Raw genomic sequence first — 14746 nt, 5'->3', positions numbered from 1 at the left:
GCGGGAATGTGCGCTCGCCGCGGACGGATGCCGGGGATTCGTCCGCGCGAAGCGCACATCTCCGCGGCTGGTGCACGGCTGATAGCCGTGGCCCGGCATCCCCCCGGGCACCGAGCCACCCGCACCGTCAGCGCTGCTGAGCCTTCTTCGCCCGCCGCAGCGCGTGCAGCAGCGGCTCGGTGTAGCCACTGGGCTGCGTGGCGCCCTCCAGGATCAGGCGACGGGCGGCCGTGTAGGCGATGCCCGGCTCGGCATCCGGTCCGAACGCGAGCGGCTCGTAGGCGGCATCCCCGGCGTTCTGCTCGTCGACCACCGATGCGAGGCGCTGCAGCGCAGCGTCCACCTCGGCATCGGTGATCACGCCGTGCTGCAGCCAGTTCGCGAGCAGCTGGCTCGAGATGCGCAGGGTCGCGCGGTCCTCCATGAGCGCGATGCCGTGGATGTCGGGCACCTTCGAGCATCCGACGCCCTGGTCGATCCAGCGCACCACATAGCCGAGGATCGACTGCACGTTGTTGTCGAGCTCAGTCGCGACGATCTCGGGCGTGAGGTCGCCGTCGGATGCCAGCGGCGGCTGCAGCAGCACGTCCAGAGACGCCGGGTCGTACGCCGGCAGCGTCGGGCGCACCGCGAAGGGGTCGACCTGGTGGTAGTGCAGGGCGTGCAGGGTCGCGGCGGTCGGCGAGGGCACCCAGGCGGTGGATGCCCCGGAGCGCACGTGCCCGATCTTCTGCTCGAGCATGTCGTGCATCAGGTCGGGCATGGCCCACATGCCCTTGCCGATCTGCGCGCGGCCGTCGAGGCCGGCGGCCAGGCCGATGCGCACGTTGCGGTCCTCGTAGGTGCCCATGAACGGCTGCGACTTGATGCCGCCCTTCGGCAGGAACGGACCGGCGTGCAGTGAGGTGTGGATCTCGTCGCCGGTGCGGTCGAGGAACCCGGTGTTGATGAACACGACGCGATCGGATGCCGCGGCGATCGCCGCGGTGAGGTTCGAGGAGGTGCGGCGCTCCTCGTCCATGATCCCGACCTTGAGCGTCCGCTCCGGCAGCCCGAGCAGCTGCTCGACCCGTCCGAACAGCTCGGCGGCGAACGCGGCCTCCGCCGGACCGTGCATCTTCGGCTTGACGATGTACATCGAACCCGTGCGGCTGTTCGCGCCTCGGTTCGGTCCGGTCAGCTCGGGCAGCGCACCGAGCGCGGTCATGATGGCGTCCAGGATGCCCTCGTACACCTCCTCGCCATCGCGGTCGAGCACGGCATCCGTGCGCATCAGATGACCGACGTTGCGGATGAACAGCACCGAGCGGCCCGGGAGCGTGAGCTCGGCGCCGTCGCGGCCCGTGTAGGTGCGATCGGCGGCCAGGCGGCGGGTGAACGTGCGCCCGCCCTTGCTGACCTCCTCGCTGAGGGTGCCGTCCATCAGCCCGCGCCAGTTCGCGTAGCCGAGAGCCTTGTCCTCGGCATCCACCGCGGCGACGGAGTCCTCCAGGTCGACGATCGTGGTGATCGCCGACTCCAGCACGATGTCCTGCACTCCGGCGGCATCCGTGCGCCCGATCACGCCGTCGCGGTCGATGACGATCTCGACGTGCAGGCCGTGGTGCTGCAGCAGGATCGCGGTGGGGGCGTCGGCGTCGCCGGTGTGGCCGACGAACGCCGCCGGGTCGGCGAGACGACGGATGCCCGTGGCGGTGTCGACCGCGAGTCCTTCGGCGTCCACGCGGTAGGCGGTGGCGTCGGTGTGGGACCCCTCGGAGAGGGGAGCGGCCTGGTCGAGCAGGGCGCGGCCGCGGGCGATGACCTCCGCGCCGCGGACCGGGTTGTAGCCCTGGCCGGGCGCGAGCTCGCCGGTCTGGTCGATGGCATCCGTGCCGTACAGCGCGTCGTACAGCGAACCCCAGCGGGCGTTCGCGGCGTTCAGTGCGAAGCGCGCGTTCAGCAGCGGGACCACCAGTTGCGGGCCGGCCATCGTGGCGATCTCGGGGTCGACGTTCTCGGTCGTGATCGCGAAGGGGGCGGGCTCGGGGACGAGGTAGCCGATCTCGGTGAGCAGCGCGCAGTAGGTCTCAGGGTCGGGACGGCCCGGGTTCGCGCGGTGGAAGTCGTCGATGCGGGCCTGCAGCTCGTCGCGGGTGCGCAGCAGCTCCGCGTTGCGCGGGCCGAGGTCGTGCACGATCCTCGAGACGCCGGCCCAGAACGCGTCGGCGTCGAGCCCGGCATCCGCCAGGGATGGCTCGGCGAACTCGACGATCTCGCTCGCGACCCGCAGGTCGGCGCGGTCGAGGTAGGTGGTCTCAGCGGTGAGGGTGGTGTCGGGCACGATGCCGCTCCTTCGGTCTGGGGGCTCGCTGTCCACGGTAGAGATCTCGTTGAGTTTCGGAGCGCGGATTCCGTATTGTGAAAGTTATGCCCTCTGCCCTCACCGCTTCCAAGGCGCCCGGTTCCGTCCAGTCGGTCGCGCGCGCCTTCGCCCTGCTCGAAGCGCTCGCCGCGGCCGGCGGCGAGGCCGCGCTGGCATCCCTGGCATCCGCGACCGGACTCGCGGTGCCCACCGCGCATCGCCTGCTGGGCACGCTGCACCAGCTGGGCTATGTGCGTCAGTTGGAGGACCGGCGGTACGCATTGGGGGCGGGGTTGATCGGGTTGGGGCGGCAGGCGGTGCCGCAGGTGGCGGATGCGGCGATGCCGTTGCTGGCGGGGTTGGAGGAGGCTTTCCACGAGACGGCGAATCTGGCGGTGCTGGATGGTGACCTGGTGCTGTATGCGGGGCAGGTGCCGTCGCGGCAGCGGATGCGGATGTTCACGGAGGTGGGGCGGAGGGTGCTTCCGCATTCGACGGGGGTGGGGAAGGCGATGCTGTCGACGATGCCGGAGCCGCAGGTGCGGGCGCTGATCCTGCGGACGGGGCTGCCGAGGTTCACGCCGCAGACGCTGGTGGATGCGGACGCGTTCATCGCGGATCTGCGCCGGTCGCGGGCCCGCGGGTTCGCGGCAGACGACAGCGAGCAGGAGGTGGGTGTGCGCTGCATCGCCGTCGCCGTCCCCGGTCTGGGGCAGCCGGCTGCGATCTCGGTGTCCGGGCCCGCGGCGCGGATCACGGATGCCGTGGTGCCCGAGGTCGTGAAGGCGCTGCACGCCGCGGCGGTGGAACTCGCGCAGGCGGCCCGCTGAGCCCAGGCTCTGCACTTGCCGGTCCAGGTATCAACTTCGGTGGCTATTCGGCTGTCGATAACAGCAGAACTTGATACCCGGAGTGCCAGCGGCGGCTGCACCCGGCTCGGCTGTGGGGCAACCTCGTGAGGATGCTGGGAGCCTCACACCACCCCTTGCCGAACGACAGCTAGCGACATATCGTTAACCATCGTTCACGTCTGAGGAGGCATCATGAACGGAACATTCCCCTCCGGTGGTTTCGGGTTCGGCGCGAGCAACGGGTCGGGCAACCCGCTCGCCGGCGTCTGGGAGGCGATGGACCAGCTGCGCACGCAGTTCGAGCAGCGCACCGGCGGTTCCCGCATGGCGCGCGGCGACGTGCGCGCGGCTGTCATCAGCCTGCTCGCCGAGCGGCCCATGCACGGCTACCAGATCATCACCGAGATCGCCGACCGCTCCGGCGGCGCTTGGAAGCCCAGCGCCGGGTCCGTCTATCCCACGCTGCAGCAGCTCGCCGACGAGGGCCTGATCACCGCGGAGGAGCAGGGCGGACGCAAGACATACTCGCTCACGGATGCCGGTGTCGCAGCATCCGAGGAGGCCGCCGACAAGCCCGCGCCCTGGGAGTCGGTCGGCGGACGGCCCGGCGGGCATCTCTCGGCGCTCCCCAAGGCGGGCATGGAGCTCGCGCACGCCACCGCCCAGCTGGCCCGCACCGGCACTCCGGAGCAGGTCGCCGACGGTGTCGCCGTGCTCGAAGACGCCCGGCGTAGGCTGTACGCCATCCTCGCTGAGGGGTGACGAACACAGAGGGGGCTCGCATGACTGAAGCTCTGCCGGGCCCCACCGGTACGGCGCATCGCGCCCGCTATCGTCGCATCCTGGCGTTCGCCGCGCGCGTGTTCGTGCAGGTGTGGTGGTTCGAGCTCGTCCTGCCCCGCCTCGGCCTGACCAGGGTCGCCGACCGCGGCCGGAACGAGCGGATGCTGCGCCTGGCCCGGCGTTTCCGCGACCTCGCCGTCGACCTCGGCGGCCTGATGATCAAGGTCGGGCAGTTCCTCTCGTCGCGCCTCGATGTGCTGCCCCCGGAGATGACCGCCGAGCTCGCCGACCTGCAGGACGAGGTGCCCGCGGTCGCGTTCGCCGAGATCCGCGCATCCGCTGAGTCCGAGCTGGGGATGCCGCTGGAGCGCGCCTTCGCGTCCTTTGACGAGACGCCCCTCGCCGCGGCATCCCTCGGCCAGGCGCACCGCGCCACCCTCGCCGCGACCGACGCGGCCGACACCGGACTCGACCGCGTCGTCGTGAAGGTTCAGCGGCCCGGGATCGACGAGATCGTCGCGGTCGACCTCTCGGCGCTCCGCCGCGTCGCGCGCTGGGCGCAGCGCGTGCGGATGGTGCGCGACCGGGTCGACGCCCCGGCGCTCGTCGAGGAGTTCGCGCAGACCTGCCGCGAGGAGATCGACTACCTGCACGAGGCCGCGAACGCCGAGCGCTTCGCGGCCTGCTTCGAAGCGGATGCCAGGGTCGCCGCGCCTGCGGTCGTCTGGGAGCGGACGACCCGCAAGGTGCTCACCCTTGAGGACGTCACGGCCATCAAGATCAACGACACCGACGCGCTGCGCGCGGCCGGCATCGATCCGGCCGAGGTCGCGCAGGTGTTCGGAGACGTGATGCTCGACCAGGTGTTCACGCACTCCTTCGTGCACGCCGACCCGCATCCGGGGAACGTGTTCGTGACCCCCGTGCAGGGCGACGCGGGCGGACACCCCTGGCGCCTCACGTTCATCGACTTCGGGATGATGGCCGAGGTCCCCGACAGCATCCGGGCAGGGCTTCGCACACTGGTGATCGCTGTCGCCGGGCGCGACAGCCACGGTCTGGTCGAAGCGGCGCAGCAGATCGGCGTGCTGCTTCCCTCCGCCCGCACGGCCGAGCTCGAGCGCGCCCTGACGGTCCTGTTCGCGCGCTTCGGCGGCATGGGGTTCCACGAGCTGCGCGACGTCGATCCGCGCGAGCTGACCGACTTCGGCGTCGAGTTCGGCGAGACCATGCGGTCGCTGCCCGTGCAGTTCCCGGAGCGGATGCTGCTGCTCATCCGCGCCGTGTCGCTCACGTCCGGGCTGTGCAGCGCGCTGGACCCGACCTTCAACATCTGGGAGCCCGTCGAGCCGTACGCAGCGCGGCTGCTGCGCGATCAGAGCGGAGGGCTGCTGAAGGACGTCGGCGCGCAGACGGCAGCCAACCTCGGGAGCCTCTGGCGGCTGCCCGCGCGCGTGGACTCGACCCTCGACAGGTTGGATGCCGGCACACTCACCTTCGACATCTCCAGCCTGGAGAACCGCCTCGACCGGATCATCCGGGTGGCGTACCGCGTGGTGTCGGCGGTGCTGTTCGGCGGCCTGCTGATCGGAGGGGCGCTGCTGCTGGCGACCGCTCCTCCGCTCGGGATCGTGCTGATGTGCATCTCGGCTGTGCCGCTGCTGCACGCGCTGTTCGGGCGGCGTTGACCGTATACGTATTCAGAATGGGAAGATTTCCCTAAAATAGGCTTTCCTAACCTTGATGCATACGTATACCATCAGGGCATGGCAAAGATGACTACCCGGGCACTCCCGGCACTCGCACTGGCGATCTGCGCGACTGTCGCCCTCACCGCTTGCGGTGCGGGATCCCGCACCGACAACGAGAACGCGACGAAGGTGTCGTGCTCGTACAAGGCCCCAGCGGAGAAGACGACGGTCAACGTCCTCGCATACAACTCCTCGGCGATCGACCCGTTCACCGACACCATGGTCAAGAGCTGCACGACCGACAAGGTGGCCCTCAAGCACGACCCGATCGACTTCGGCGGGCAGGTGACCAAGACGACCGCCACGCTCGCCGGCGACACCGGCACCTACGACATCCTCGAGACCTACGGCTTCGTGATTCCCGGCTTCGCCGCGGACAAGAAGCTCGTGCCGCTCGACGACCTCTACAAGAAGTACGCCGCTGACTACGGGCTCGACAAGATCAGCGAGTCCATGCGCGCGGGCATGTCCTACGACGGCAAGCTCTACGCGATCCCGATGCAGGCGCAGATGTACGTGCTGGCGTACCGCACCGACATCTTCAAGGAGCTCGGCCTCGAGGCGCCCAAGACCTTCGACGACATGATCGCGGATGCCGAGAAGATCAAGGCCGCGGGCAAGATGGAGTACCCCATCGCCCTGCCGTGGCTCGCCACCGCAGACGTCGCCACCAGCTATGGCGCGGCGATGAACTCGCTCGGCGTCGACTTCGCCACGGCGGACGGCAAGGTCACGCTGAACACTCCCGAGGCCAAGCAGGCTCTGGAGTCCCTCCTCGCGCTCAAGCCCTACATGGACCCGCAGGTGACCACCTTCGACCAGCCGAAGGTCCAGCAGCAGCTGTTCAACGGCACGGCGGCGATGGCCGTCATGTTCTCGGGTCGGATGATCGATCTGACCAAGGAGAGCAACACCAAGCTCGCGTCGAACTTCGGCTTCGCCGGGGCTCCCAAGGTCACCGCCGACGCGAAGTACTCCTACAACCGTCTCTCCATCGACGGCTGGTCGATCCCGTTCAACACCAAGCTCGACCACGACATGCTGTTCCAGATGATGGCATCCGCCGTCAGCGAGGACGCATCGAAGGCCTCCGTCCCGGCGGCTTACCCGGCCCGCGAAGGCATGGTCACAGCCGACAACTCGCCGTACGGCGCGGCTGCGAACGACTCCATGGCCACGGCGATGCCGCCGATCGTCTCTCCCGTGCTCGCCGACGTGACGAACGCCATCCGCCCGATCCTGGTCGACGTGCTCAACGGCAAGACCTCCGTCGACGACGGACTGGCCAAGATGCAGGCCGCCGGCGAGCAGGCCGCGGGCTGACCGGCTGAGACATGATGATCACTGCGGTCCGGGCCCGGCGCCCGGACCGCAGCGACCACGAGGAGGCGATACATGAAGGCGCGTGAGTTCTGGCTCCTGTTCTTCCCGAGTCTGGTGGTGATGGGCGGCCTGCTGGTCCTGCCTCTGCTGCGCACGGTCCAGTGGAGTCTCGAGAAGGTGCACTACGGCACCCCCGGCACTTTCGTCGGCATCGAGAACTTCACCGCTGCGCTGACCGACGCACGTTTCGGACGGGCAGTGCTGTTCACCGTCGTGGTCACCGTGATCACCACGGCGATCCTGCTGGTGTTCGGCTACATCGTGGCCACCGGCATCAACCGGCTCACCAAGTCCCGCCCCCTGGTGCTGGGCATCATGCTCGTCTCGTACGTGCTCCCCAACCTGGTGGGCGCCGTCGCGTTCTCCTGGCTCTTCGACGACAACTTCGGGGGCGTGGTCAACCGCCTCATCGGATTCTTCTCCGGCACGCAGGTGCTCTGGTTCACCGATCAGGTGCCCAACGCGGTGCTCGTGATCGCCAACACCGTGTGGCACATGCTGCCGTTCGCGATGCTCATCATCCTCGCCGGTCTGCAGGGAGTGCCCGCCGAGCTGCGCGAGGCGGCCACGATCGACGGCGCCAACGCCTGGCAGACGCACCTCAGCGTGATCATCCCGACCATCCGAGGCGTGCTCGGCTTCGTCACCCTGATCACGATCATGGACGTGCTGCGCATGTTCGACAACCTGATCCCCCTGTCCCCTCAGGCGCAGTCGATCGGCAACGAGTCGATCATGATGTACGTCTACTCGGTGGCGTTCGCCGACGGGGCTCAGAAGCTCGGTCTCGGCAGCGCGATCAACGTGCTCACGATCATCCTGATCCTCGTGATGCTGATCCCCTTCATCCGGGGAATCTTCAAGGAAGCGAAGGCGGAACGATGACGCTGCCCGATCTCGATCTCTCCACCCGGGCGGTCACCACCGGGCGTCCTGCGCCGCGCGGCCGTGCGATGAACCGCTCCAAGCGGCCGGTCATCACCGGCATCCTGCTGGCGATCCTCTGCCTCGTCGTGCTCAGCCCGTTCATCTGGATGACGCTCTCGGTGACCAAGCCCACCGACGTGGCCTTCGCGAACCCGCCGGTGCTGTCGGGCTACGAGCCCACCCTGAAAGCGTTCGTGGACCTGTGGGAGACGACGTACTTCGCCGACTACCTCGTCAACACCATCGTGGTCGCGGTCGTCTCGACGGTGATCGCGCTGGTCATCGGCATCCCGGCCGCCTACGCCCTGTCGCGATTCCCGAGCTACGTCTCCGCGCTGCTGCTCGTGCTCGCGCTGATCTTCCGGGCGCTGCCTCGTTTCGCCGTGGTGCTGCCGATGTACGACATCAGCCGCGCTCTCGGGATCTATGACACGACCTTCGCTCTCGCCATCGCCCTGGTGGCGATCAACCAGCCGTTCACCATCTGGCTGCTGCGCAACTTCTTCGCCGACATCCCGCGCGAACTCGACGAGGCGGCGATGATCGACGGCTGCAGCAGGATCGGGATGCTGCGTCGGGTGATGATCCCGCTGATGGGCCCCGGAATCCTGACCGCCGGCATCTTCGTGTTCCTGTTCGCCTTCCAGGAGTACCTCACGGCGCTCGTGCTCACCGACACGTCGTCGAAGACGGTGCCGGTGTTCATCGCCACGCAGCTGGGGCAGACCCTGCCCATGCTGCAGCAGGCGGGGGCTGCGTCGATGCTGCTGACCATCCCGGTGTTCGTGATCGCGTTCATCGCGCAGAAGTACCTGGTGGCAGGGCTCAGCGACGGCGCCGTGAAGGGTTGACCGTGCACCCCCTGGTGCTGCTCCCCGGGATGAACTGCACGGCCGACCTGTGGGCGGGGACCGGGCTGGACCCGGCGCTCACCCCGGCCCTCGACGCGTCGGATGTCGACGGCCAGGTCGAGCGGCTGCTCGCCGAGCTCCCTGCGACGTTCGTGCTCGTCGGTCTCTCGCTGGGTGCCATCGTCGGCATGGCACTCGCGCAGCGCGCGCCGGAGCGCGTGGCGGGACTGTGCGTCATGTCGGCGAACGCCAAGGCGCCGACCGACGCCCAGCGGTCCGGATGGAAGGACTGGCTCGATCGCATCGACGCGGGGGAGAGCGCGAGGTCGCTGCAGCACAGCATCCTTCCCGCCCTGCTTTCTGCGGATGCCGCGGCCCGGCCGGCCCTCGTCGAGCGCACGCTCGAGATGGGGGAGCACACGGGCGCAGACGTCCTGCGGGCGCAACTGCGCATGCAGGCGACGCGTACCGATCTGCGCCCGGGGCTCGCCCGACTGCCGATGCCGATGCTGGTCATCAGCGGGCAGCACGATGTGATCTGCCCGCCGCAGTTCCACGCCGAGATCGCCGGAGCGGTGCCGCACTCGCGTTCCGTCTCGATCGACGGCGGGCACCTGCTCGCGCTCGAACGTCCCGCCGAGATCGGCTCCCTGGTGCGCAACTGGCGCAAGCAGAACCGGATCTGACGGGACGTTCGAGCAGAGCGATCAGCGCTGGGTCGGCGTCGGGCCCGTGGGCGTCCGGCGCGGCCAGGGCCTGCCTTCGACAAGATGCTCGAGGTGGTTCATGAGCGAATGCGCGAGGTTGTAGACGACCAGCTGCGCGCCGTCGGCGAACGCCGCTTGCGCGGCTGCGGCGTCGCCCACGATGTCCATTCGCAGGCGGCCCTCCGCGCGCAACGCGGCGTCGACCTTCGCGGTGGCTTCCGGCAGCGATGGGTCGGAAGGGCCGGATGCTGCGGCGAGGTCGGACGGCCCGATCATCAGGCCGTCCAGCCGGTGCGCTCCGGCGATCTCGCGCACGGCGGCGACCGCGTCCGGCGACTCGATCATCCCCAGCACCAGAGTGTTCTCCAGGAACCAGGCACGGTGCTCGGCCGCCGGAACGGTTCCGAACCGTCCGGCCCTGCTGTAGGTCGCGAAGCCGCGCGTGCCGTCCGGTGGGTAGAGCGCGGCGGTGACCACGGCATCCGCCTGCTCACGGGAGTCGATGTGCGGCACCAGAACTCCCTGGGCCCCCTGATCGAGCACCCGCAGGATCTGTCCTGGATCGTCTTCGCCGACTCGAACGATCACGGGCACGCCGTGAACCGAGGCGAGCACGATGTGATGCCGCAGCGCGATCACGTCCGCAGGACCGTGCTCGCAGTCGATCAGCACGAAGTCCATGCCGGCCACCGCCGACATCTCCACCAACTCTTCCGAAGGCATGCGGAGCAGAGCGCCGATGAGGCGGTCTCCGCGCAGCGCGCGCTGACGCAGCGAGGCCGCCATCACGCCACCATCCCGGCGGAGAGATCCACGTCCGCGCCGCACATGCCGGGCATCCCGAGCATGGCGACCACCGCGGCACCGACCTCTTCCTCAGTGATCATCCGGCCCAGCGCGGCGCGGGAGACGAACGCCTGCTCGGCATCTGTGATCGACGTTCCCGATCGCTCCGCTTCGAGGCGGAAGTTGCGCTCCATGCGCGGCCCGGCGACCGGTCCCGGTGAGAGCGTGTTCACCCGCACGCCCGCGGGGCCGACCTCGAACGCGAGGGTCGAGGTCAGCCCGATCACCGCCATCTTCGAGGCGCAGTACGGGGTGCGATGGGCGAGCGGTCGTTTGCCCGAGACGGATGCCACGTTGATGACGTCTCCGTCACCGCGTTCGACCATGCCGGGAAGAAAGGCGCGGCACAGCAGGAAGGTCCCGCGCACGTTCACGTCGAACACCTCATCCCAGTCCGAGGGATCAATGTCGGTGAGAGCGGCGACGGGTCCGGGGATGCCGGCGTTGTTGACGAGGATCGAGACGTCGGTGCCGGTCAGCGCCTCACGCAGCGCGTCGACGGATCCGGCATCCGCCACGTCGCAGGTCAGTGCGCGGCAGCGTTCGCCGAGTCGGCGGACCACCTCCGTGAGCTTGGCCTCGTCCCGCCCGACGACGACGACCTGTGCGCCGGCGTCGTGCAGCGCGGTCGCGATCGCGGCGCCGAGTCCGCTGCCCCCGCCGGTCACGACGGCGGTGCGTCCGCGCAGCGAGGTCACGACGTCGCCCGAGCCGCGCCGGTCGTCGCGAGTGCGGCATCGATCCAATCGAAGCTCTTGCCCTCGTGCCGCCAGACGCGCGCGTCTCCTGAGCGGGCGTGCCCTTCGAAGAGCTCCACCCGGGCCGCACGGCCGAGCACGTCGCCGAGCTGCGCGGAGGATGCCGTGTCGACGACCTCCTGATACGTGACGGTGCGGAGGTACTTGCCGACCCAGAGGCCGCCGGTGTAGCGCGCGGCGCCGAGAGTCGGGAGCACGTGGTTGGTGCCGATCACCTTGTCGCCGTAGGAGACGCAGGTGTTCTCTCCGAGGAAGAGCGCTCCGTAGTCGTGCATCTTCGTCAGTGCCTCCCGCGGCGCCGCGGTGAAGATCTGCACATGCTCGGAGGCGAAGCCGTCGGCAATGCGGTACGCCTCGTCGAGGTCGTCGGCGACGATCACCTGGCCCCAGTCGCGCCACGCGACCTCGGCGTAGTCCCTGGTCGGCATGTCGGGCAGGATGCGGTCGATCAGCTCGAGCACCTGGTCGGCGAGCTCGCGCGAAGTGGTGACGAGCACTGCCGGCGACTCCGGCCCGTGCTCGGCCTGCGAGAGCAGGTCGACGGCGGTGAAGAACGGGTCCGCGGTCTCGTCGGCCACGATGAGGATCTCGGTCGGGCCGGCGAACAGGTCGATGCCGACCTCGCCGAACAGCTGGCGCTTCGCCTCGGCGACGTACGGGTTGCCGGGGCCCGCGATCATGTTCACCGGGGCGATCGTCTCGGTGCCGACGGCCATGGCCGCCACCGCCTGGATGCCGCCCAGGATGTAGATCTCGTCGGCGCCGGCCATCTTCATGGCGGCGACGGTCGCTGCGGGGATCTCGCCGCGGATCGGCGGCGTGCAGGCGACCACGCGGGGGACGCCCGCGACCTTGGCGGTGATGATCGTCATGTGGGCGGACGCCGTCAGCGGGTACTTTCCACCCGGGATGTAGGCGCCGGCGGCCTGGACGGGGACGTGCTTCTGGCCCAGCAGCACGCCGGGGAGCGTCTCGACCTCGATGTCGATGAGCGTGTCGCGCTGCGCCTGGGCGAACCGGCGCACCTGCGCCTGGACGAACTCGATGTCCGCGATCACCTGGGGGTCGAGGGTGCCGATGATGCGTTCGATCTCCTCGTCGTCGAGGCGGTAGGAGTCCCGGCTCCAGCGATCGAACTTCTCCGCATAGCGGCGGACGGCGGCGTCCCCATCGGCGCGAATGTCGGCGATGACCGCGCTGACGGCTTCGGCGACGTCGTGCTGGGCGGTGTCCGCGAACGACTTCGTGGGAGCGGACTTCAGATACAGGGCCATGGGCCTTCCTCTCAATGCATACGTATGCTGAGATTATGACCCCGTATGCATCGGCGGTCAAGGGTTTAGAATCCGATGAACCACAGGAGGGGGATCCGCATGGTGGTCACGAGCCGCGATGTAGCACGCCTGGCCGGCGTATCGCAGCCCACCGTCTCGCGCGCCCTGCGAGATGACGCCCGGGTGTCGGAGGACACCAAGAAGCGCGTGCGCGATGCCGCACAGCTGCTGGGGTACGTACCCAGCGAGGCGGGTCGTGCACTGTCGTCCGGGCGCACGCGGCGCATCGGCCTGTTGGTGACGGATCTCGACAACCAGTTCTACTCGCACATCATCGCGCCCGTGCATCGCGAGCTCGAGCGACTCGGCTATCAGCTGATGCTGCACACCGAGACCGCCGACAACGAGACGGTCGCCGAGCGCCTCGCCGCCAACGGCCTCGACGGCGTGCTTCTGGCGACATCCACGGTCGACTCGGTCGCACCGCTTCGACTGCGCGATCGCGGCATGCCCTTCGTCTACTTCAATCGCATCGGCTCGCTGGTGAGCGCCGATGCCGCTGTGGTCGACCCGACCGCGGGCTACCGGGATGCCGTCGACCTCGTCGCCGACCTCGGTCACGTGCGGGTGGGCGCCGTGCTGGGGCCGGCGAACACCAGCACCGCGCAGGTCCGCGAGGCGGCCCTGCGCAGTGCCCTCTCCGCCCGCGGGCTTCTGCTGCCGGAGTCATGCGTGCGCAGGGCTCCCTATGACGCCGTCGAGGGCGAAAGGGTGGCGGCCGACCTGCTCGCCGGGGATGCCCCGCCCACGATGCTGTTCTGCGGCAACGACGTGGTCGCGTACGGTGCGCTGAACGCCGCGCGGCGAGCCGGACTCTCGGTCCCCGATGACCTGTCGATCATCGGCTTCGACGACCTCCCTGAGGCGGCCTGGCCCATCATCGACCTGTCGACCATCGGCTACGACATCACCGGCATGGCCCGCGCGGCGGCCGACCTGATCGTCCGCCGCATCGAGCATCCGGACGCCGAGCGCAGCGAACTGCGCTTCGAGTCGTCGTTCGTTGCTCGCAGCACCGTCGGGACGCCGCGCGCTCGCTGAGGGGTGCAGGCGCAGCGGCGGGGCTGAGTCTTGTCGCGCCCGCGATCCGGGTGCGCATCGCGCTGAGCAAGCGCGTGTTCCAGGATCGACCCTTGCATCTCGCAATGCATACGCATACACTGCCATCATCGACGATCTCTCAAGCGGACTTCGTCGACAAGGACAGCAGCAAAGGAGCAACAGCGTGCCTCTCGACCCGGTCGCATACCAGCCGTACAAGGATCCCGACGACTTCATCCGCGAGGTGACCGACCTGATCTGGGTGGACCGGTCGATCAGCTACATCCGCGAGAACTACGAGCCCGACTCCATCGTCCACGGCGCATACGGCACCTCCACGACCCGGGACGAGGTGATCGAGGGCACCCTGATGCGCATCTCGGACACCCCCGACCGCACGGGCCAGGCCGAGGACGTCATCTGGGAAGCGCGCGGCGACGACGCCTTCCTCAGCTCGCACCTCGTGCTCTCCGGTCACCTGCAGACCTCCGAGTACAGCCGCACCATCGCCAACTGCCTCTATCGCCGGGGACGCATGGTCGAGGAGTGGGTCGTGCGCGACTCCCTTGCCGGTGCGCTCGCCCATGGTGCCGATCTCGACGAGCTCGCCCGGCGGCAGGCGTTCCGCGGCTATCAGGGCTCGTGGACCGAGGCTGCGCCCGCCGATCCGATCGCCGCGGGTGACTCCGGCGTCCGTCCCGATGCTTATCGCAGCGAGGTCGAGCTGGTCATCGACATGATCAACACGGTGTGGAACGACCGCGACCTGCAGAAGGTCGAGAGCTACTTCCACCGCGACCTGGTCCTCCTCACGGTGGGCAACCGACTCGTCATCCGCCCCGAGGGCTACCGGCGTGCGCTGCTGCGCTTCCTGGAGTCCTTCCCGTCCGGGCGGTTCGAGATCCGTGACATCCAGACCAACTACGACGTCCGATACGCAGGGCTGCGCGTCGCCGTCACCTGGAAGTTCGTCGGCGACTACAACGGCCGCGCGAACTACGGCCCGCTCACCGGCAAGCCGGTGGACGTGCTCGGCATCTCGCAGTTCACCTTCCACCAGGGAGCCCTGGTCAAGGAAGTGCGGCTGTGGGACGACATCGCCCTGCGCGCGCAGATCGCCGGCATGCGCGGCGACGAGCCAGTCGGCCCCTCGAACATCTACTGAACGAT

13 protein-coding genes are annotated in these 14746 nt (G+C 68.9%); 9 read left to right on the top strand and 4 right to left on the bottom strand.

Annotation, left to right across the window (positions count from 1 at the left end; translation table 11 throughout):
* Window positions 1-127 precede the first annotated feature (127 nt).
* The gene (locus ACTJJ4_RS09985) at window positions 128-2323 is read right to left on the bottom strand and encodes a malate synthase G (RefSeq protein WP_440943157.1); all 2196 of its coding nucleotides are present in this window, start codon (window positions 2321-2323) and stop codon (window positions 128-130) included.
* 86 nt (window positions 2324-2409) lie between these two features.
* Between ACTJJ4_RS09985 and ACTJJ4_RS09980 the strand changes: the two genes are divergently transcribed.
* From ACTJJ4_RS09980 to ACTJJ4_RS09950, 7 genes are all read left to right on the top strand, one after another.
* Window positions 2410-3174 (top strand): IclR family transcriptional regulator, encoded by a 765-nt coding sequence (locus ACTJJ4_RS09980; protein WP_440943156.1) that lies wholly within the window; start codon window positions 2410-2412, stop codon window positions 3172-3174.
* A 213-nt stretch (window positions 3175-3387) separates the two neighbouring features.
* Entirely contained in the window at window positions 3388-3957 is a 570-nt protein-coding gene (locus ACTJJ4_RS09975) for a PadR family transcriptional regulator (protein ID WP_440943155.1), read from the top strand.
* A gap of 20 nt (window positions 3958-3977) precedes the next feature.
* Window positions 3978-5666 carry an ABC1 kinase family protein gene (locus ACTJJ4_RS09970; RefSeq protein WP_440943154.1) on the top strand — a complete coding sequence of 563 codons (1689 nt, stop codon included), beginning with the start codon at window positions 3978-3980 and terminating at the stop codon, window positions 5664-5666.
* A gap of 78 nt (window positions 5667-5744) precedes the next feature.
* Window positions 5745-7052, top strand: coding sequence for an ABC transporter substrate-binding protein (locus ACTJJ4_RS09965; protein ID WP_440943153.1), 1308 nt, complete (start codon window positions 5745-5747; stop codon window positions 7050-7052).
* A gap of 72 nt (window positions 7053-7124) precedes the next feature.
* Window positions 7125-7997, top strand: coding sequence for a carbohydrate ABC transporter permease (locus ACTJJ4_RS09960; protein ID WP_440943152.1), 873 nt, complete (start codon window positions 7125-7127; stop codon window positions 7995-7997).
* Window positions 7994-8890, top strand: a complete 897-nt coding sequence (locus tag ACTJJ4_RS09955) for a carbohydrate ABC transporter permease (RefSeq protein ID WP_440943151.1) — start codon at window positions 7994-7996, stop codon at window positions 8888-8890. The genes ACTJJ4_RS09960 and ACTJJ4_RS09955 overlap by 4 nt, the downstream gene beginning before the upstream one ends.
* A 2-nt stretch (window positions 8891-8892) precedes the next feature.
* Window positions 8893-9576: an alpha/beta fold hydrolase gene (locus ACTJJ4_RS09950; protein ID WP_440943150.1), complete on the top strand. Its 684-nt coding sequence runs from the start codon at window positions 8893-8895 to the stop codon at window positions 9574-9576.
* Between the two features lie 21 nt (window positions 9577-9597).
* Here ACTJJ4_RS09950 and ACTJJ4_RS09945 read toward each other — a convergent pair whose 3' ends face one another.
* The 3 genes from ACTJJ4_RS09945 to hisD are packed head-to-tail and all read right to left on the bottom strand — an operon-like array spanning window position 9598 to window position 12475.
* On the bottom strand, window positions 9598-10383 hold the full coding sequence (locus ACTJJ4_RS09945) for an HpcH/HpaI aldolase family protein (protein ID WP_440943149.1): 786 nt from the start codon (window positions 10381-10383) through the stop codon (window positions 9598-9600).
* A complete protein-coding gene (locus tag ACTJJ4_RS09940; protein WP_440943148.1) occupies window positions 10383-11141 on the bottom strand; it encodes an SDR family NAD(P)-dependent oxidoreductase in 759 nt (252 codons plus the stop codon). Before ACTJJ4_RS09940 ends, ACTJJ4_RS09945 begins: the two co-directional genes overlap by 1 nt.
* Complete coding sequence (hisD, locus tag ACTJJ4_RS09935) at window positions 11138-12475, bottom strand: histidinol dehydrogenase (RefSeq protein WP_440943147.1); 1338 nt, start codon at window positions 12473-12475, stop codon at window positions 11138-11140. Before hisD ends, ACTJJ4_RS09940 begins: the two co-directional genes overlap by 4 nt.
* 99 nt (window positions 12476-12574) lie before the next feature.
* Between hisD and ACTJJ4_RS09930 the strand changes: the two genes are divergently transcribed.
* Both ACTJJ4_RS09930 and ACTJJ4_RS09925 read left to right on the top strand, forming a co-directional pair.
* On the top strand, window positions 12575-13576 hold the full coding sequence (locus ACTJJ4_RS09930; protein ID WP_440943146.1) for a LacI family DNA-binding transcriptional regulator: 1002 nt from the start codon (window positions 12575-12577) through the stop codon (window positions 13574-13576).
* A 184-nt stretch (window positions 13577-13760) separates the two neighbouring features.
* Window positions 13761-14741: an ester cyclase gene (locus ACTJJ4_RS09925; RefSeq protein ID WP_440943145.1), complete on the top strand. Its 981-nt coding sequence runs from the start codon at window positions 13761-13763 to the stop codon at window positions 14739-14741.
* Window positions 14742-14746: the final 5 nt, after the last annotated feature.

This window comes from Microbacterium sp. 22195 (genome assembly GCF_052056515.1).
Classification (GTDB): domain Bacteria; phylum Actinomycetota; class Actinomycetes; order Actinomycetales; family Microbacteriaceae; genus Microbacterium.
This window is presented reverse-complemented; position numbering and strand designations above follow the sequence as displayed.